Below are 18,942 nucleotides of genomic sequence, written 5' to 3'. Positions count from 1 at the left end.
TTAAAAGTATCGATTTTTCAAATATTCCTCTTTTAAAATAGGGAATGTTGTTGATGTTGCTCTTTTAGAAGAAGATTTTACAGATCTGGCAGACTACACTCTCATAGGGTCCTGCAACAATACTCTTATAGGACCCAATCCACCAAAACTGATGATGCTCGATAAAAAATACAACTATATAAGAATAAACAACGGTCTTTTAAAAATCGGCGGAGCAACACCCTCGGGTAAAATTGCCTCTTTTTGTAAAAAGCACAATATCGCAAACTTTGAATTTCTTTCCCATCTTCCGGGAAAACTCGGTGGCCTTGTTTATATGAATGCCGGACTCAAAGAGTTTGAAATTTTTAACAATCTTATCAGTATTACCACCCCCTCCGGGCTACATGTAAAAGAGGAGATACAATTTGGTTACAGAAAAACAAATATCAAAGAACCCATACTTGAAGCAGCTTTCTCTTTAACATATGGTTTTAGTCAGGAAAAAGTAACAATGTTTAAAAAAATGCGTGCCAACCAGCCTGCAACCCCGAGTGCAGGCAGCTGTTTCAAAAATCCTGAGGGTGATTATGCCGGCAGACTGATAGAGGCGGTAGGACTCAAAGGCAAAAGAGTCGGCAATATAGAGTTCAGCAGAGTCCATGCAAATTTTTTAGTCAATCACGGAAACGGCAGTTTTGAGGATGCTGTTTTTCTTATAACTGAAGCACAAAAAAAAGTTTTTAACAACTTTGGAATAAAACTAGAGTTAGAAATCGTACTTTTAGACACAAAAACACAAATACTCTTTTGACTTTCACGCAACCGCTGTTTTTTTTGCACTCTCAGCCCACCCTGAAGGATGGGTTCCAAATAATCCCAGAAACCCGTACTTTTCAGTGTGGGCTTTGTCTCTTTCAAAACTAAGGCCCAGATTCCGAAAGGATATCGAACTTTTTCTTCACTTAATGGCACTGGGACAGAAGTCTGAATTCCCAATGATTCCCGGAACCCGTACTTCAGTGCGGGCTAAAAGCTTGCAGGCCAAAAAACGCCTCTTAAAAACGCAGCATTAAACCTGCATAGAATCCTGAAAAATCCATATCTGTTTTCACATCTTCCCCGTCTTCGTCTATTTTTATTTTTTGTGTTCTGTAGCCTATTTCAAGAGCAGGCTGCACAATCGGTGAGATGTCAAAGGTATAGTCTATTTTTGCACGCACGTCATAAATAGTCGAAGAACCCGTAGTCACATACTTTGCATCACTCTCAAGAGCAATGTTTGTTGTCGGAATTTCCACTCTTACCCTTGCATACAGAAGCGGAATCGGTGCAGTATAGGAATCCTGATAACCCGGAAACACTCCGTTTTGTGCCACTGTGTAGTCCATGTTCATCACTTTTATATCCAGCCCCAGATCAACTGTTGTCCAAAAAGTGTTGTCCAGTATATTATAGTAAGGAATAATATCATACTCTTTGATATCTAAAACACTGTTTGATGACCCAGGTATAGTCACGCCACCCCATGAACCTGTTGCCGTACCCGTTGCATGGATACTGACATACTCAAGTCTGATATTCGGAACAACCGGAATAGGATGTTTTATAAGCATCCACATATAGGCGGATGTGTCTTTTTTTTCATCAAATGTATTTGTACCTGTGACACCGCCGCCAGCGTTATAATCAGCTGTACCGGATGGTGTCTGTGCCCATGCACCCGCACCGATTTCAACTCTTGCCATGTCGGCACAAAGCGAAGCGCTCAAAATTGTACTTACAGCAATAGCAGATAAGATTTTTTTCATGTTTAACCCCGTTAAAATAATTTACTTTATTATATCAGAGATTGCTGGAAGAATAATTAAAAATGTTTGATTAGATAGCGTTTGCATTTTGAATAAATCAAAATGCAAACAGAAGGAGAAACAAAATAAGACATACTCATTTTGCTTTTTTGCCACCAATGGCGGCAAGCTAAAAAGAAGTTACTATTTTTTAGCAGCTTCTATTGCAGCGTCATACTGAGGCTCTTCAGTGATTTCTGGAACGATTTCTTTATAAGTTACAATTCCGTTTTCATCAATTACGAAGATAGCACGAGCAGTTACACCTGCAAGTGGAGAACCGCCTAAAAGTACACCGTATGCGTTAGCAAAGTCTTTGTTTCTGAAATCTGAAGCAACAGTTAATTTATCGATTCCCTCAGCTGAACAGAAACGTCCTGCAGCAAATGGAAGGTCCATAGAAACAACAACAGTTTTAACACCGTCAAGTTCTGCAGCTTTTGCATTAAAGTTACGAGTTTCTGTAGCACATACACCTGTATCAAGTGAAGGAACTACGATGATAAGTTGTTTTGTACCTTGAGCACCACCAACTTTTACATCACCCAAACCATCTGAGTTTACTACATTAACTTCTGGTGCTTTATCACCTACATTTACTTCATTTCCTAATAACTCTACGTCTGTACCTTTGAATTTAGTTGTTGCCATATTCAATTTCCTTTATTTAACACTCATTTTGAATGTTTGATTTTTCTTGTTGGAATTGTACAATTAAAATACTAATATTTATCTTATTAAAGCTCAGAAAACCTTGCTTTAAGTTAAATTTAATTTATCACATCTTTACCCTTGCTGCTACACTCACTTCTTCCAAGGAAGTAAACATCCCCTGCTTGTACATATCCACTGCAACCCGCCCTATCATAGCCGCATTATCAGAACAGTACTCTAAATCGCTCAAAAGTAGTTGTGCATTATAAGGCTGCAGCAGCTTTTTTATTTCCCCTCGCAGATACAGGTTTGCACTTGCGCCTCCGACAATGGCAAAGTTTTTCGGAGGGTTTGTCTGAAAATATTTTTTAAGTTTGTGTACAAGATGTTTGCTTGCAGTATATTCAAAAGAAGCCGCTATATCTTTATAGTCTTGCGGTTCAGATTTTTCAACAGCAAGCCGAACCGCATTTTTCAGTCCCGAATAGCTAAAAGCAAATTTTGGTGTTCTAAGCAAAGGGACGGTAAAGTCATATCTTTTTCTGTCGCCCTCTTTTGCAAGTTTTTCTATAACCGGTCCGCCGGGATACCCCAACCCCATCATCTTCGCCACTTTGTCAAAACTCTCACCGAAGCTGTCATCCATACTTTTTGCAACCGTCGCAATATCGGTCAGACTCCTGACCTCCATCACTTGTGTATGCCCGCCTGATACCAGCAGAACCGTCAAAGGAAAAAGCGTCTCTTTTTCAATAAAAAGTGAATAAATATGCCCGGTAAGATGATTTACCGCAATAAGGGGAATATCAAGTGCAACACTCACTGCCTTTGCCAAGGTAACCCCCTCTATCAGCGTAACGGCAAGTCCCGGGCTCGTTGTCACTGCAACCGCTTTTATCTTTTTAAAATAGGGCTCGCACTGCTCCAAAATCTTTGGCAAAGCCTCTGCATGCAGTCGCGCTGCCAGTTCCGGAACAACACCGCCGTATACGCTGTGCTCAATCTCCTGTGAAATCTTTTTATGAAAAACAAGTTTGTTTGTTGCTATTTCTGTTACAGCAATTGCACTGTCATCACAGGAACTTTCTATACTTAAAACCATCTGTTCTTTCCTACATATTTTCGCACTTCTTGATCTATAAGGAATATATCGCTTACATGTAAAGGGAGTGCATCACTGAAATTTTCATACGCATTGATAATAATTTTACTGATATCCATAAAACCTATTTTTTTGGCGATAAACATCTCAATAGCCGCCTCATTTGCCGCATTGACAACAACGCCTCTTTGCGGATTTTTCAGCAGATCTTCTTTAATCTGCCAGACAGGATAGCGCTCCGGACTGATTTGGCGAAACTCCAGACGTCCCACCTGTACAAGATCAACATGCGGTAAAATCGCTTCATCCATTTTTTCATCCAGCGCATAAGCTATGGGCAACTGCATACTCGCATTGGCAAAATGTGCTGTGGTTGAGCCATCTTTGAAGTCTATCATCGCGTGAATCAAAGACTGCGTCTCAATAATGGCATCATATTCTCCCTCGCCAAAGAGCCAGCGTGCTTCGAGGAGCTCAAACATTTTATTGACCATGGTTGCCGAATCAATTGTGATTTTTTGCCCCATTGACCAGTTTGGATGCTTTTGTGTATCTGAGAGTGTTGCTGTATGCAGTCTTGTTATATCCCAGTCCCGAAAAGCTCCGCCGCTTGCTGTAATCGTCATTTTTTTTACCGGTCTCTCCTGCAACAGATACCACAACCCGAAATGCTCACTGTCAATGGGCTGAATTTTTGATGTATCAATGAAACTGCCGCAGGCTACAAGGGATTCTTTGTTTGCCAGGGCCACTTTTTTATCACACTCTATGGCTTTGAGTGTCGGGCGCAGGCCCAAAAAACCTACCAGTGCATTCACTACAAGTTTGGAGGTTGCTTCTTCTATTACATGTAATATAGCTTCTTCTCCACTATAAACACGAGAATGATTTACTTTTGCAACATCTGCTTTATTTGCTACAACGACAACTTTTGGCTTATGTTCTTTAATTGCTTATTTAAAAGTGTAATATTTTTACCACAAACCAACACCTCAACTTTTATACCAAAACGTCTGGCAACCAGCAAAGCATTGACACCGATGGAACCTGTCGAGCCTAAAAGTATCAACTAGACCAGTCCGCGAAGCAGTACAAGCATAACAATCGCTCCAAAAAGATAGCCGTCAATTCTGTCAAGTATGCCGCCATGCCCCGGAAGCAGATCACCACTGTCTTTTACCCCGGCACTGCGTTTGAGCGACGACTCAAACAAATCGCCGAATATTGAGCTCAGCGCAACCATAAAAGAGATGACAAGAGCAATCCAGAAATCAACAGCAAAAACACCCAAAAATGCGCCGACAAATGTTGCAAGGGCTACACCGCCTATGACACCTTCAAGGGTTTTATTCGGACTTGTCTCACAAAATTTTGTTTTTCCTATGCTTTTGCCTACAAAATAGGCGCCGATATCAGTCAGGGCAACAACACCCAGCAGCCAGACTAGTGACAGTACGCCATACTCTTCATACATTGTTAAAATAAAAAGCAGCCCTGCCGTCGGATAGATAAACGGTAAAAAGTCAACCCATTTCAGGTTTTTATCATACGCCACGGCAGATGCATAGCCGACGCCTGCAAGCACAAACAAATCATCCCCGTAAGGGATAAAAAGCGGCTATAAGCCATAAGGCTGCTGCATATGGCAGAAGATTATCTTTTTCTACACCAAAAAGCACCACAGCCTCTTTAAAAGCCAAAATATATACAGTCCCAAGAAAAAGCCACATAACAAAAAAATTGTCTATCAATCCGACAGTCAGCACAACGGCCAAAAGTGCCAATCCTGTGACTATCCGCTCTCTACTATCTCGTAATATGCTCATAAAAGATCCCTACAAATTTTTCAGATAAAATATTATATCTAATCAGACTTTAATATCTAATAGATGCAGTGGTTCGTCCGGTTCGTCCTCACTCTTTTCTTCAACAATTTCATGCCCCTGGTTTTTTGGCAGATTGTTTGTTTCCTGATCCGCTTCTTCTCTTTGGTGTTCACGGTCTGGGTCTATTGCATGACTCTCTTCGGTAGGACGGACCTCTTCTATCTCTTTTTCTTTCTCCTGCACAGCAGCCTGCGCGGCAAGGTTTTGCAAATCAAAGCGGACATATTGATTGCCCTGCAAAGGTGTGACGGCAGGTGTCATCTGGTTTACCAAGACTACATTTCCGATAGCTCCGACACTCATAGGCTCCTCCTTCCTTTTGGTTCACAAAGCCGGTACTGTAGTGCCGGCTGTTGTTACTTCTTCACCATTCTCAGCCCACCCTAAAGGATGGGTTCCAAAACTTTCCGGAATCGGTACTGTAATGCCGGCTATTGCTACCTTTTCGCCATTCTCAGCCCACCCTAAAGGATGGGTTCCGAACTGTAGTGACTTCTCGGAATCGGTACTTCAGTGCCGACTGTTGCTAGGCTCTTGTATCTACCTCTATTGTCTTATACTTATTATACAACACATTTGCCCCGTTTTGTATCGTGACTTCCCGTCTTGGAGTATAATCGACTAAAAAGCGGTCTTTTGAAGCGGTACTGAATTCTACACAGAGTCTTGCCGCTGCCAAAATGATGTTTTGCGGCAGATTCTGCTTGTCAGTGGTGATGATGACATGGGAGGAAGGACGGTCTTTCATATGCAGCCATATATCTTTTGCCCGTGCGTTTTTTAAAAGTTCAATATTGCCTTTTTCATTTTTTCCAAGCTGTACCTTGTACCCTTCTATCCAAAACACTTCTATGGAGTCATTATGCCTGACTTTTTTGTTTTGTACTTTTTTGGGCAAAAGCATCTCTATCTTTGCCACATCTTTTGCCTCTTTGATTACATGTATAAAGCGCTTGAGATGTTCTATTTTTGAGCGTAGAGACTCCTCTTCTATATGCAGATGCTTGGCACGTTGTTTTGCTTTTTTACTTTTGGAAAAGAACATTTCACTTATCATAAAAGGAGTGGGATAGCGTTTTTGCAATGCTATGTGCACTTTTGAACCGTCATAATCTTCCAGTTCTATTTCTCTTGCATAGGGCTTGATGTTTTGCACATTTGAGAGCACCAAATTACCCAAATGCCCATTTTCCTGTGCCTCTTTTTCCAGGCTCTCCTGTGAATCAAGTTTTGCATAAAGTTTTTGCAGTTTTTGCAGTTTTTTCTCAAGCTGTGAAATTTTTTGCTTTTTCAATCCTTCAAGTTTTGCATTTTGCTCTTTTTCATACACTTCGTATAAAAATGCTTCCACATCCTCAAGCGGATACTCTTTTGCCACAAAAGGCGCAGGCGGAACATCCAGCAGTTTTTGCCCAACCCGAACTTCCCGAAAAGAGGAAAACAGATCAACATGACGCAGTGCTTCAAGCACAATATTCTCTTCATCCAGAATAATGACATTGGTATATTTTCCCGTAAATTCTATCTGCAGGTAGGTTGTTTCTTCTTTATAAGCAGAAGCCAGAGAGGTTTTAATGCGTATAATTTTATCATCATTGAGCAGTTCTGCATGTAAGACGTTTGCACGGTTGAATCGTTTGCCAAAATGACATCAAAAGGGGCATTGTAAACCTTGGAACGCGGGTACTCTTCACATTTGAATATGCTTGAATTCGAGCGTTGCATGTTAAAATAGAGCGCATCATTTTTGTCAAAAACAATTTTGATGATGCTGTCGCTTACCCGAAATGCAGCAGATATTTTTTTAAAATTTTGTAAATAATCAGTAATTTGTTCTAAATGTGAAAGTTTCATAACTTAATTCTAACATACAAATCATTCACAAAAAGCACACTTTATAAGAAGTTAGTTATAATTTCACAAAAAGAAAATAATGAATCAAAAACTTACTATGGTCTCTTTAGGTCCAGGAGATGTTGAACTCTTGACACTTAAAGCACTCAATGCTTTTAGGGAATGTGATGCCATCTGTGTACCTACAAAAAGCGAAGACAATACTTTTACAAAATCTATCAGCTATAAAATCGTCTCGGATGCGCTTTCACTCTTACATGTAACCAAGACTATTGTACCGGTTTATTCACCTATGCATTTTAACTATGAAGACTGGGTGCACGAGGCCGATATAATTTTAGAGACACTGCAAAAATACAATAAGGTCTGCTTTGTCACACTTGGAGATGCTGCTATTTACTCAAGTATCTACTATCTGCTTGACATTATCAAAGAAAAAAATGAAAAAATCTATAAAAGCTGTAAAGTTATAGCAGGTGTCACTTCATTTAGCGCCGCTTCCGCCGAAGTGCAAAAAGCACTTTGTTTAGGTGATGAAAAACTCATCATTAAGCCTATAAATCCACGATCTGAAGTCAAAACTACAGAAATTTTAATGCGCCCAAAAATCGGAATGAATACAGAGGTTTTAGGAGAAGGTAATTTTTATACTTTTGAAAATATGTATCTTGAAGATGCTAAAATCACATCTTCAAAGATTAGTAAAGTCAAAAAGTATATGACCCTTTTTATCAATTTTGCAAGGCGCTAGTTAATCTTTTCCCATTCACCCTTTTGCATACCACTTAAGTCATATTTATTTAAATAGCCTCTTGGTGTTAAAACTCTGCCATCCCTTGTAAGTTTTGTTGTAGAGTTTCCTATAAGCAGTGTCGTAGACATATTTACATCTTCATTTTCTACGCCTGCATCTATCAACTCTTTTGCTGTAATTATTTTTATCATCTGATTTTCACGCCCTAAATCTCTTGCAACTACTACAGGGCGATTTGCATCAATATTTTTCAACTGTTCTAGCATTCCTTCATACGGCTCAAGTCTACTTCTACTTTTTGGGTTATAAATTGAGATAATGAAATCTCCCTCCAAAGCCAAACGTAATCGTTTTTGAATCAACCCAGCATCTGTTAGCCTATCAGAAAGTGATATAAGACAAAAATCTTGACTAATAGGCGCACCGACTTCACTCGCAAGTGCTAAAACAGAACTAATCCCAGGTAAAGCCGAATATTCTATACTTTCCCACAAGTCAAGCGTATCTATAAGTTCAACAACCAAAGAACCCATAGCATAAACATTTGCATCACCATTTGAAAGCAATGCAACAGTCCTGCCTTTTTTAGCTTCATCTATGGCATGCTGAACACGTTCTATCTCTTTTGTCATTGGCGTCGTAAAAACCTCTTTATCTGCTACCAATTCTGGTAAATCCTTGGCATATTTGGTATAAGCTACAACTAAATCCGCTTCACGTATTGCGTTTATTGCCTCTTGTGTCAAATATCTGTCACCACCTGCGCCGGTTGAGACTAATGTTAATTTTCCCATCTTGTTTTTGCTCCTTATATTAAAATGAAGCGGCAATCGTTACCGCGCCGTAAATTCTTTTACTTAAAAAAAGTGTTCTGTTTTTACTTGCCAATAAAGAAGCCGGTTCAGCCACTCCTTTAATATTAAAAAACTTTGTCGCCTGCGAAGGGCTAAACTTCTCAGGGAGTGCATTAATGGCATCCTCGCTGAAAAATTCTAACTCTTTGTTTATGTTTGAAACATATTGAAGTAAACCTTTTTCATCCGCTTTAGCACTAAAACTTGCAAGTTTTGTAATTTGTTCTTTTTTTATACCGTGTTCAAAACAAAATCTTGTAACTGCCTTGTCTATTTCATCAGCACTTGTGCCTCTGTTCATCCCAAGCCCTAAAACTATCTCTTGCGGATGAATTTGTAGTGCACTATTTGGTAGCTTTTGCGGAGTAATATAGACAGTCGGTATATTTTTATCCCACTTTCCTAAATCATCTGGCATAAAAAAAGAAAAATTTTCCTCTTTGTAACCTTCAAACTCTTTTACTGCCTCAATCATACAGGGATAACTTATTACCTGTACTTTTTTCTTGTTGATGATGGCATTGGAAACCTCTGCTAAAGATTTTAAGTTGCTGATAGTAAAACCGTACTTTTTTGCAAACATATCAAAAGCAAGAACTTTTATCTGATCACTTGCCGTAGTTACAAAATTCACACAGCCTTCTATCTTTGCGCACAATTCATTGGCAAGTTCATTTGCACCTCCCAAATGCCCTGAAAGTAAAGGAATTACCCTTTTTAAATCAAGCGTCATTATGAGCACAGCAGGGTCTGTTGCTTTATCTTTTAAGTGTGGTGCAATTTTTCTAATGACTGCACCCGTTGCCATTAAAAAGATGATGGCGTCAAACTCAGCCCATGCCGTAGGCATGATATCATCGACTTTGGCAAAAATGTGAAAAGCCGCCTCTTTTGTTGTACCATCTTCACTTTTGTTAAAAATATGACATTCATGTCCTTGCAGATAAGGTAAAAGTTTTTTTGCTGCTTCTAATGAAGGATTATTTATAGTTGCTATTGCTATTTTCATAATGATTTTGATTTCCTTTGACTCTCTTGTTTGTATTTGTCTGCGTACAGATGAGATTCTGCCGTTGAGTTTTGGTGTAAAAATTTGCCAAACATGATGAGTGCAACACCCTTTACATGTAAAACCTGCTCTTGTATAGTAGAAATAGTGGCTTTATAAATTTTTTCATCAGACCATGTCGCTTTTTCAACAACCCAGCAAGGTGTATCTTTCCTATAGCCTAATTTATAAGCTGTCTCTTTGAGTTTTTGTATAAGTGAGATAGAGAGATAAAACGCAAAAGAAGAGTGCTTGTTTGACAAAAGTTGTTCCAGACTTTCTGGATTTGGAGTACGCCCCTCAATACGGGAGATAATAAGCGTCTGTGATACTCCGGGAATAGTATATTCAATACCCGCCGATGCTGCCGCACCAAATGCTGCAGTAACTCCCGGAATAATCTCAAAATCTATATTTTCACTTCTTAAAAATTTTATCTGTTTGGCTATGGTAGAGTAAATAGAGCTGTCCCCCGTATGCAAACGCACAAATTTATTCTGGGCATATTTTTTTATAAAGCTAAAAATATCCTCATAACTCATATCTGCCGAGTTTTCTATAATCGTTCCCTCTTGACACCACTTAAGTAGCTCTTTTGGAACAAGGGAACCTGTGTATAAAACTACTTCAGCGTCCTGTAAGGCTTTCATCCCTTTTACAGTTATAAGTTCAGGATCCCCTGGACCCGCTCCTACAAATTTAATCATTTATTTCCTTCTTTAGTATAATCTGATGCATAATGCGTTCAGGTTCTGGCATAAGCAGGCTCATTTTATAAGTTGTCAGACTAATGCTTTTAACGTCAAAAGAAATTTTTGCTTTTCTTAAAACAGTGATAGCTTGTGTTAGGTTTGTAAGTGTTACAAAGTTAGCTACCAGAATACCGCCTTTGGCTAAGCGTCCATAGAGGTACTCAAGTTCAGCTATCACTTTTTGTCCGCCACCACCGATGAAAATTCTCTCAGGCGTGCTTAATTCTTTCTTGTATGCTTCACTTGCTTCGCCTTCATAAAGTTTTGTATCGAGTACTTTATGCTTTTTTAATGAATTTTTTATCATAGCCGAACGTTTGGGATTTTTTTCAAAAAGAATAGTTTTTACTTTATAACGTTTGTAGCCGTCTATACTAACAGAGCCAGAACCAGCTCCTATATCCCACAAAAGCATATTTGACTGCAGTTCAAGGTTTTGTAAAGAAATATGTCGCTTATAGCTTTTGGTAATCATCCCGTTTTCATGTTCAATACTTTCTTCGCTTGAGATATTAGGTAGTGGCTTATACTTTCGTTTAACAAGAAGAGAATAAGGCATACGAGGTGATTTTTCTAGCATTTTTTGTAATGTTGTCGTAGAAAAAGTCTCATCTTCATAACCAAACTTTTCACCAAGTGTAATACTTATGTCATCTTCATCTAAAAAACTTATAGCTTGCGACAAAACACGAGGTGTATCATTATCACAAACAATAAAAGTGTACTCTTTTGTCAAAAAGTTTTGTAAATCCACAAAGTTTTTTCCATGTAAAGTTATAATGCCTGTTTTAACAAGACTTACACCCTCATGAGCTAACATATAACTAAGGCTTGAAGTGTTATCAATAATTTTGAAAGCAATCTTTTGTTTTTTAAGTGCATTTATAATTAAAATTGCCCCAGAAAAAAAAGTAGGTGAACCACTGACTACATAGAGTAACTCTTTGTCAAGATTATTTAATATTGCTTCTTTGATAACTTTAAAATTTCCCTTTGTCACATTTGGCAAAGGGGTTTCATAGTTTTGATCGCAAAAAATCATATCAAATTTTGAGAAATCAACATCTATATTCTTAAAATTATATTCACCCATCCCTGAGCCTGCTATTGTTACCATTTTAGCCTTTCCTTTATCTCATTTGGCAAAGTAATTGTTTCAACCTCGTGTACATGTAAACCAAGCTCTAAAAACCACTCTTTCAATCTCAAAGCAGATTTATACCCTAAAAGTTTTATAAATGGCTCTTTATACTCATCCGGCAGAGTTTGTAAAACTCCTTTTAAGGTTACAAATTCTTCATTGCCCAGTTTAAAATTCAGTTCTGAATTTAACCAAATTTTCACCTCATCAAAATCAATACTGCCATATTTGTTATGTGTATTTTTAAAACCCTGTGCTACTTTACACATTTTTGCAACACTTGTTATAAATATCAATTTTTTTATTCTGTGTTTTTTCAGCCGAGAAGATGCATCATACACAAAATTACCAATCTCTATAATAGAACTTTCATTATAATATTTTTTCGCAAAATCATGCGCAGAATTACCAAGAGTAAAAATAATTTCCTCCTGTGACTCTGCCGCTGCGACATCTATTTCAGCTGTAACAGAATCAATATACGCAGAAGAAGAAACCGGCTTAACAATGCCTCGGGTACCTAAAATAGAAATGCCGCCAACTACGCCAACCTTTGCATTTGCCGTATCTTTTGCTATGTGCTCTCCATCTTTAACACTAAACACGGCATATAAAACTTCTTTCGATTCTTTTACAATACTTTGTGCATTTTCCAGCATCATGGCAAGAGGTACAGGATTTATTGCAGGATGCGGAGGACTGATTTTCAGCCCTTTTTTTGTGACGATTCCTATCCCTTCTCCGGCATAAACATAGACTTTTGTATTCTTAATTTTTAGGAGTGAGGGCATTTGTTCTTTAATCTTTTGCGGTTTTTGTTTTAAAAGTTTACAGCTAATTTCACATCCTTTTGTTACATCAATATCGTCATTATCACCTTTAACACTAACATAACAAAGCCTCTCCTTTTGCCCAACATCTATAAGTGCTTCTGCACCCTGTGGCAACACTACTGACAACTTTTGCATAGGAAGCTTACCAAAATATTCATACAAAGTCGCTAAAAACACTGCTGTTGCATGTGTTCCTGTTGTGTACCCCGACTTTAGTTTTTCACTCATGCGAATTTAGTTATAAACCTTCATAGGAATAAAATACTTCTCATCCAACATCTCTAAAAGAATTTTATCTTCACTTAAAAGCTTAAAAAGTTCTCGCCACTGCTTGTCTGTAAAATTATGTGTGTGCCGTAACCAAAGTGCGTTGTTTTTTGCATTACCATTTGCCTGCGTATTTTCTGTTACTTGACAAACTTGGCGAAATCTACATGCTCCATAACAGCCTGTACGGCTTATCTTTATACGATTTTCTCCCTTATTAAGCCCCATCTCCTTTAGAATCTCACGCAAATGTGTTGCCCTGTCATCTTTGCCCGCTTTACCACATCGCTCGTCATCGCACAAAAGGAGCAGTGTTTTATAGTGCATAATTGGGCGATTTTTATCATAGTTTTTTGGTTTACATGTATAGCCTTCAACCACTTCACTGCCCATTTCATTCAGACGCACTTCACCTTTTTTTACTGGGTTACTACCGTATTTTGAACTTGAATGTGAATTTATCAGACTACTTGCCATTATATTTTCCTTGCCCTGTGTCAAAGTCTTTTATAAGCTTATAGGCTGCATGCAGTGATGCGACAACCATCGTTGATGCACCGTATCTGCCTTGTAGAATAATGCCCTCAGCACCAAAATGCTCTATAAATTTTTTTCCATACTCTTTAGATTCGACCACATTGACAAAACCAACAGGAAAAAGTAAAAACATGACATTTTCAAGATTTACTTTATTTTTTATCAATGTATTTACCGCTGCATAAATAAACGTCGGAGCATTTCCACAGGCTAAAACCATAGGCTCGTTTTGAAACTTTTGTATTGCAAGTTCTACTGCTGCATAAGAACGGGTTGTAGCATTTTTTTCTGCCATTTCAAAAGCTTCGGGTTCATTGACATAACAGATAACTTCGTTCTCATACTTATTTAAATAAAACTGGCTCAATCCTGATCGAATCATATTGGTATCAACAATGAGTTTTGCTTTGTTTTGCAACAGATCTTTGAGTTTAAGCATCGCGTTTTTGCTAAAGTAAATATTGTCTATAACCTCATTAAAACAGGTTGTTGTATGAATCAGTCTTGCAACAAGTGCTTTTTCATTTTCATCAAATTCATGGTATTTCGGATAAGAAACAATTTCATCTTCTATCATTTCAAAAGATTTTTCGCTAATATCTGCACCGATATTTATAGGGGGTTCTTCCAGAATAAAGTCCATACATTCTCTTCTTTTTTTTAATAAGGATTATAACACAGTATAATTACGTATGAACTTTACAAAAGACGATGCTGACAAACTCTTAAATATTATAAAAGCTAGACGAGATGTCCGAGGAAACAGATTTATAAACAAAGCAGTAGAAAAAGAAAAGCTCAATATGATCTTAGAAGCAGCTATTTCGGCACCTTCTGTGGGTTACTCGCAGCCTTGGAAATTTATAGTCATCAGCGACAAAAACATAAAACAAAGACTTATAGAAAATTTTGACCATGAAAACACAAAGGCGAAAAAAATCTTCAAAGACAACCCTCTTTATAAAAAATTAAAATTAGAGGGCATAAAAGAAGCCCCTCTGAACATTGCTGTACTCTATGAACCAAAACAAGGTAATATTTTGGGAATGACCAGCATGGAAAAAATGGGTGAATATAGTGTTGTCTGTGCCGTTCAAAATATGTGGCTTATGGCAAGAGCCTTAAACATTGGCATAGGTTGGGTGAGCATACTCGATGAGAAAAAAGTGCTCAATACTTTACATGTAAAACAAGGCTCACGCCTTATAGCCTACCTTTGTGTAGGCTATGTAGATGAATTTTATCAAGAGAGTGAGCTTAAAACTTTAGGCTGGGAACGTGAAAAACTTTTAGATAAATGCGTCACATACAAAAATTAATACGCCACATTGTATGTAAATAGGTAGCAAAAATATTGTCTTGTCTATAGCCTCCCTCTTTTGCACTTTTTTTTGAAACTTTATAGAGCTTTATATCTGTTTTTGGTGCATCAATAATTTTAGAATAGTGAAAAGCATGTCCTTTGATGACCTCTCCATCAAACTCACATTTGTAGTAACCCAAACGCTCACGTTTCTTTGTGAGTGTAAAGGTTATAGGTAATATTTTACTCATCTTTTTTTCATCACAAGTCTCACCAAGATAAATAAACCCGGCACATTCTGCATAAACTTTTTTAGTTTTGACGTGCTCTTTCAAAGAGTTTTTAAAATTATGTGAATCTTTTATTTTTGCATAATGGCTATCTGTCTCCACATAGCCACCCGGTAATATCACAAGATCTGCATCATCTGGAATTGCTTCATCTTTTGTACTGCTTATAAATTGCACTTCTTTGTAAAGTTCTTTTAAAAACTCTATATTGTCATGATACACAAAAGAAAAGTTTTCATCTTTCACAAGTACACATTTTTCATCTCTTTTTATTACTTTCTCAAAGGGGTATACACTAACATTTTCTAAAACAGTTTTCATAACAGATTCTAACTGCTCTATATCAATATGTTCCAATACCTCTTTTGAAATTTTTTCTACCATATAAGAATCTAGTTCTTTTAAATCAAGCCCCAAGTGCGTTGCATTTAAAGTTTGTAATCCCTTTTGTATCCAACCACAGACTACAATCCCTTCACACTCTGCTTCTATATGCTTTTTTACGAGTTCATAGTGCATGGCAGAAGAAATTTTGTTGAGCACTACTGCTTTTATCGTATTGTCTTTTCTAAAGAAGAGCAAACCTTTTAAAACTGCAGCAACAGTTATGTAACTGCCGCCTGCATCCAGAATTAAAAGAGAAGGAATATTGAGAGTTTTTGCCACATCATAAGCACTTGCACCCTTGTCCATTCCGTCATAGTAACCCATAACACCTTCCAAAATGGCAACATCTTTGTCAAAATACTTTGTTAACATCCATTGCAGCTGCACTTGATTCATCATGTATCCATCAAGGTTAACAGATGGAATACCGGCTATACGTTCGTGAAACTGCGGATCAATAAAATCCGGCCCACACTTAAAAGGGCGTACATTCTTCTTATAATGATACAAGAGAGCCATGGTAAGAAGTGTTTTTCCTTGATTGGATGCGATTGCAGAGATTAATAATGCTTTTTTCAACTTTTTATCCTATAATTTGCAAAAAATTAGATTGGTGTATTATGAAACGATATAGACATTATAACAAAGGCACGGCAATAATTCTCTCCTGTTTTGGTTCGGTGATAGAGCAGGAAAAATATTTGGAGTTTGAAAAATTTATACAAGACTCCTTTACAGAGATTCCTGTTTTTACTGCATTTTCTTCAAAAATGGTCATTAAAGAGTTGGCAAAAAAAGGCGAAGTATATAAAAATCTTCCTCAGGTGATGGCAGATGTTGATATGGAGGGTTATAAGCGTTATATCATAGTAAGTGTAAATATTTTCCCGACAGATGAACATGAAGTCCTTATGAGAATGGTTAAAGGATTTCGGGAGTTTTCTTTAGCAAATATTAGATATACGAACCCTCTATTGCAAAAAACAAAAGAGACATCACTTTATCTTAAAGCACTTGATGAACGTATACGACAGAAAAAAGAAGACATTATTAACCTTTATATCATCCATGGTGTTCCTGTTTTAAATATCGGTGGACTTGAAGCTGTCAGTTACGCAGCAAACTTTTTAAGAATGCTCAATGAAAGAAATCTCACCTGTTCCTTAGAGGGAGAGTTTCCATTTTATGCTGTAAAAGATGCCATCAAACGCGACATACTCAAACTCACGCAAGGTGATAAAGAGCGAAAAGTTCAAATTGTTCCTATGCTTCTGGTCAGTGGGAATCACTACGACAAAGATATGAAAGAGATATGTGAAGAAGTGAGCGAGTATGCAGATGCAAGTATTGTTCAGCCAATCACACAAGATGAAAAGTTCAACCTCATAGAGCAAGAAGAAGTTCGAGAAATATTTAGAAAAAATATTGAGATAGAGCTCAAGAAATTAGGATTATAAAATCCTGATTTCTTTTACGCATGACAAAGTTTTTTGTCAAATAAAAATGCACATTCATTTGTTTTGTCGTAAGCTTTTACGGCAGTTAAAACTGCAATGTCTACCAAAGGTTCTATAATAATCACAGACATGTACGCCGCACCGAAAGTAGCAATGTTTTGTAAATTTTCAACTTCAAATCCTTGCCCATAAAGTGCCCAAAAAGCAACCCATGAAACAATACTCCCCTCCCAGACAACAGAAAGTTTTAAGAGTTGTGTATAGCTTATATCTTTATATGCCACACCTTCCGGTATCACTTTTTTTGCTGCTATATTTAAAACAAACATACTTGCAAGAAGCGTTGTTACATTGATGCCATACTGAGGCAAATCAAACTGAGCAAAGAAAAGTCCCTGAATTAAAAGTCCCAAAGCCAAACCAATTGCGGCAGGAGCAATGCCAAATACTAAAAATATGGTTGTTCCTAAAATAAGATGCACTTCACTTACACCTATTGGGTAGTGTGGTAAAACTTCAAAACAACAAAATACTATAATCGTTGCTATTATACTTTTAAATACTAAAGACAAAGCACCATTTTCCTTGATATTGTCATACGCTGTTTTTGCTGTAGCTCCAAGCACTGCTGTTGCAGTTCCATAGCTCAAAAACATTTTAGCGCCTTCAACTACGCCTGCTTCTATATGCATTTTTGCATCCTTTAATTTGTTTATTCCAAATTATACTATAATTTCAAAAAAAGGAACTTTAGTTGGCTTACATTGACTGGGTACAAAACCATGCAAAAAAACATAAAAAGATTGTAGATAAACTTTTAGCACAAAACTTCAAAAAACAGCAGATCATCGACTACTTTGATTTTGAAAACATGAAAGAAAAAGAGAGTGACTTTTGTCCGCTTTATGCCAAAAATAAAAAATGCCATGATATGGAGAATCTCAACTGCTATCTTTGTTCCTGTCCGAATTTTCGTTTTAATGACGAAGGCATTCAAAAAGTAAAAGAAAAAACACAGTACAGTTTTTGTGATATTGATTCAAAAGACGGCAGACAGGGTGTCTACGGAGATAAAATACATCAAGACTGTTCCGGATGCAGTGTACCGCATCACAGAGCCTATGTCGAGAAACATTTTGACCTGGACTGGGCAAAGATTATGAAAGTCTGCCAGGTTTAAATGGGTGTCAAAACAGAATTAACGCTTGAACAACTATGTCGGATTTTTCCCGACTATGGTTTTAAGCAAATTATCCCCACAACAAACGGCATAATGGATACAACCTACATTGTAAAAAACAGCAAAAACAGCTATATTTTAAAAAAATATGAAAGAGAGACGGGCAAAAAGGTGCAAACAGAACAGGCACTTTTAAAGCATCTCTTTACATGTAAACTCAATACACCGCAGTTTTTGGAAGAAAAAAATGGCTGGTATCTCTACTCAAAACTCCAGGGCAGTATGCCAAAAAACATACAACTCTTCCATATTCGCGCACTCGCAAGATTTTTGGCACAATTTCATACTGTGAGTAAAGATTTTACGGATGCTTCTCCTTTTTTAAACGCATACAATATCAACAGTATGCTGGATTTTGTAAAGAAAAATCATTTTTATTATTATAAAAAGCTCTGCTCACTGCAAAATTTACGCCAAAAGAACGAAGGTTTCATCCATGGAGACATTTTCAAAGACAATACCCTTTTTCACAAAAACAACATAGCCGTATTTGATTTTATAGACGGCGGTTTGGGAGAGTTTGCCTTTGACGCGAGCGTAGCCCTGCTCTCTTTCAATCCAAAAAACAGGCAACTCTACACAAAAATGTTCTTGGCGACATACAACCAAAAAAGAAATAAAAAAATCACCACAGCAAAGCTACAAAAACAGCGCAACATAGCAGCAAACTTCTATGCCCTTCTGCGAATAAACCATGACAAAAAAACAAAACGTGCCAAAGAAATGTATAGTGCCTTCTAAAAGCTAAGACAAC

General features: G+C 37.5%; 21 protein-coding genes and 2 pseudogenes. 6 read left to right on the top strand and 17 right to left on the bottom strand.

The annotated features are described in order from the left end of the window. Window positions 1–37 precede the first annotated feature (37 nt). A complete protein-coding gene (locus tag MLC44_RS00705; RefSeq protein ID WP_434658897.1) occupies window positions 38–793 on the top strand; it encodes a UDP-N-acetylmuramate dehydrogenase in 756 nt (251 codons plus the stop codon). A 244-nt stretch (window positions 794–1,037) separates the two neighbouring features. Here the strand turns inward: MLC44_RS00705 and MLC44_RS00700 are convergent, their stop codons facing one another. The 8 genes and pseudogenes from MLC44_RS00700 to MLC44_RS00665 all read right to left on the bottom strand — a co-directional run bounded on the left by MLC44_RS00700 (window position 1,038) and on the right by MLC44_RS00665 (window position 7,325). Further along, entirely contained in the window at window positions 1,038–1,790 is a 753-nt protein-coding gene (locus MLC44_RS00700) for a TIGR04219 family outer membrane beta-barrel protein (RefSeq protein WP_434657981.1), read from the bottom strand. Window positions 1,791–1,973: 183 nt separating this feature from the next. Further along, window positions 1,974–2,480 carry a thiol peroxidase gene (gene tpx / locus MLC44_RS00695; protein ID WP_151901360.1) on the bottom strand — a complete coding sequence of 169 codons (507 nt, stop codon included), beginning with the start codon at window positions 2,478–2,480 and terminating at the stop codon, window positions 1,974–1,976. Window positions 2,481–2,607: 127 nt separating this feature from the next. Further along, window positions 2,608–3,585, bottom strand: coding sequence for a tRNA (adenosine(37)-N6)-threonylcarbamoyltransferase complex transferase subunit TsaD (gene tsaD, locus MLC44_RS00690; RefSeq protein ID WP_434657978.1), 978 nt, complete (start codon window positions 3,583–3,585; stop codon window positions 2,608–2,610). Beyond that, window positions 3,576–4,654 (bottom strand): annotated as a pseudogene (gene dxr / locus MLC44_RS00685) (1-deoxy-D-xylulose-5-phosphate reductoisomerase). The gene tsaD and the pseudogene dxr overlap by 10 nt, the downstream one beginning before the upstream one ends. Next, window positions 4,655–5,411 (bottom strand): annotated as a pseudogene (locus MLC44_RS00680) (phosphatidate cytidylyltransferase). Between the two features lie 42 nt (window positions 5,412–5,453). After that, window positions 5,454–5,774 (bottom strand): hypothetical protein, encoded by a 321-nt coding sequence (locus MLC44_RS00675; protein ID WP_151901364.1) that lies wholly within the window; start codon window positions 5,772–5,774, stop codon window positions 5,454–5,456. A gap of 223 nt (window positions 5,775–5,997) precedes the next feature. Beyond that, complete coding sequence (locus MLC44_RS00670; RefSeq protein WP_434658896.1) at window positions 5,998–7,047, bottom strand: NFACT RNA binding domain-containing protein; 1,050 nt, start codon at window positions 7,045–7,047, stop codon at window positions 5,998–6,000. Beyond that, complete coding sequence (locus tag MLC44_RS00665; RefSeq protein WP_434657976.1) at window positions 6,993–7,325, bottom strand: hypothetical protein; 333 nt, start codon at window positions 7,323–7,325, stop codon at window positions 6,993–6,995. Before MLC44_RS00665 ends, MLC44_RS00670 begins: the two co-directional genes overlap by 55 nt. A 79-nt stretch (window positions 7,326–7,404) precedes the next feature. On the opposite strand from MLC44_RS00665, the gene MLC44_RS00660 reads away from it, so the two are divergent. Further along, complete coding sequence (locus tag MLC44_RS00660; protein ID WP_151901366.1) at window positions 7,405–8,076, top strand: precorrin-2 C(20)-methyltransferase; 672 nt, start codon at window positions 7,405–7,407, stop codon at window positions 8,074–8,076. On the opposite strand, the gene MLC44_RS00655 is transcribed toward MLC44_RS00660, so the two are convergent. Genes MLC44_RS00655 through MLC44_RS00625 form a run of 7 tightly spaced genes read right to left on the bottom strand, consistent with a single transcriptional unit; the run spans window position 8,073 to window position 14,154 of the window. Further along, a complete protein-coding gene (locus MLC44_RS00655; protein ID WP_151901367.1) occupies window positions 8,073–8,873 on the bottom strand; it encodes a precorrin-3B C(17)-methyltransferase in 801 nt (266 codons plus the stop codon). The genes MLC44_RS00660 and MLC44_RS00655 overlap by 4 nt on opposite strands. 19 nt (window positions 8,874–8,892) lie before the next feature. After that, window positions 8,893–9,942: a cobalt-precorrin 5A hydrolase gene (locus tag MLC44_RS00650; RefSeq protein ID WP_346389121.1), complete on the bottom strand. Its 1,050-nt coding sequence runs from the start codon at window positions 9,940–9,942 to the stop codon at window positions 8,893–8,895. Beyond that, window positions 9,939–10,688 (bottom strand): cobalt-precorrin-4/precorrin-4 C(11)-methyltransferase, encoded by a 750-nt coding sequence (locus MLC44_RS00645; RefSeq protein WP_434657973.1) that lies wholly within the window; start codon window positions 10,686–10,688, stop codon window positions 9,939–9,941. The genes MLC44_RS00650 and MLC44_RS00645 overlap by 4 nt, the downstream gene beginning before the upstream one ends. Further along, window positions 10,681–11,850 carry a precorrin-6Y C5,15-methyltransferase (decarboxylating) subunit CbiT gene (gene cbiT / locus MLC44_RS00640; protein WP_434657971.1) on the bottom strand — a complete coding sequence of 390 codons (1,170 nt, stop codon included), beginning with the start codon at window positions 11,848–11,850 and terminating at the stop codon, window positions 10,681–10,683. Before cbiT ends, MLC44_RS00645 begins: the two co-directional genes overlap by 8 nt. Continuing rightward, entirely contained in the window at window positions 11,844–12,935 is a 1,092-nt protein-coding gene (cbiD, locus tag MLC44_RS00635; protein WP_151901371.1) for a cobalt-precorrin-5B (C(1))-methyltransferase CbiD, read from the bottom strand. Before cbiD ends, cbiT begins: the two co-directional genes overlap by 7 nt. Before the next feature lie 6 nt (window positions 12,936–12,941). Beyond that, the gene (locus MLC44_RS00630; protein WP_151901372.1) at window positions 12,942–13,451 is read right to left on the bottom strand and encodes a (2Fe-2S) ferredoxin domain-containing protein; all 510 of its coding nucleotides are present in this window, start codon (window positions 13,449–13,451) and stop codon (window positions 12,942–12,944) included. Next, the gene (locus MLC44_RS00625) at window positions 13,441–14,154 is read right to left on the bottom strand and encodes a precorrin-8X methylmutase (RefSeq protein WP_151901373.1); all 714 of its coding nucleotides are present in this window, start codon (window positions 14,152–14,154) and stop codon (window positions 13,441–13,443) included. Before MLC44_RS00625 ends, MLC44_RS00630 begins: the two co-directional genes overlap by 11 nt. Before the next feature lie 49 nt (window positions 14,155–14,203). On the opposite strand from MLC44_RS00625, the gene bluB reads away from it, so the two are divergent. Further along, entirely contained in the window at window positions 14,204–14,830 is a 627-nt protein-coding gene (bluB, locus tag MLC44_RS00620) for a 5,6-dimethylbenzimidazole synthase (protein WP_151901374.1), read from the top strand. On the opposite strand, the gene MLC44_RS00615 is transcribed toward bluB, so the two are convergent. Next, window positions 14,814–16,070: a cobyrinate a,c-diamide synthase gene (locus MLC44_RS00615; protein WP_151901375.1), complete on the bottom strand. Its 1,257-nt coding sequence runs from the start codon at window positions 16,068–16,070 to the stop codon at window positions 14,814–14,816. The two genes, bluB and MLC44_RS00615, sit on opposite strands and share 17 nt — an antisense overlap. Window positions 16,071–16,111: 41 nt before the next feature. Between MLC44_RS00615 and MLC44_RS00610 the strand changes: the two genes are divergently transcribed. Further along, complete coding sequence (locus tag MLC44_RS00610; RefSeq protein WP_151901376.1) at window positions 16,112–16,948, top strand: sirohydrochlorin cobaltochelatase; 837 nt, start codon at window positions 16,112–16,114, stop codon at window positions 16,946–16,948. A 14-nt stretch (window positions 16,949–16,962) separates the two neighbouring features. Here MLC44_RS00610 and MLC44_RS00605 read toward each other — a convergent pair whose 3' ends face one another. Further along, window positions 16,963–17,640, bottom strand: a complete 678-nt coding sequence (locus MLC44_RS00605; protein ID WP_151901377.1) for an energy-coupling factor ABC transporter permease — start codon at window positions 17,638–17,640, stop codon at window positions 16,963–16,965. Window positions 17,641–17,702: 62 nt separating this feature from the next. Between MLC44_RS00605 and MLC44_RS00600 the strand changes: the two genes are divergently transcribed. Then, complete coding sequence (locus MLC44_RS00600; RefSeq protein ID WP_151901378.1) at window positions 17,703–18,128, top strand: hypothetical protein; 426 nt, start codon at window positions 17,703–17,705, stop codon at window positions 18,126–18,128. Next, window positions 18,129–18,929 carry a phosphotransferase gene (locus MLC44_RS00595; protein ID WP_151901379.1) on the top strand — a complete coding sequence of 267 codons (801 nt, stop codon included), beginning with the start codon at window positions 18,129–18,131 and terminating at the stop codon, window positions 18,927–18,929. The last annotated feature ends 13 nt before the right edge of the window (window positions 18,930–18,942 follow it).

The organism is Sulfurimonas sp. NW9, from assembly GCF_051132275.1.
Lineage (GTDB): Bacteria > Campylobacterota > Campylobacteria > Campylobacterales > Sulfurimonadaceae > Sulfurimonas > Sulfurimonas hydrogeniphila.
This window is presented reverse-complemented; position numbering and strand designations above follow the sequence as displayed.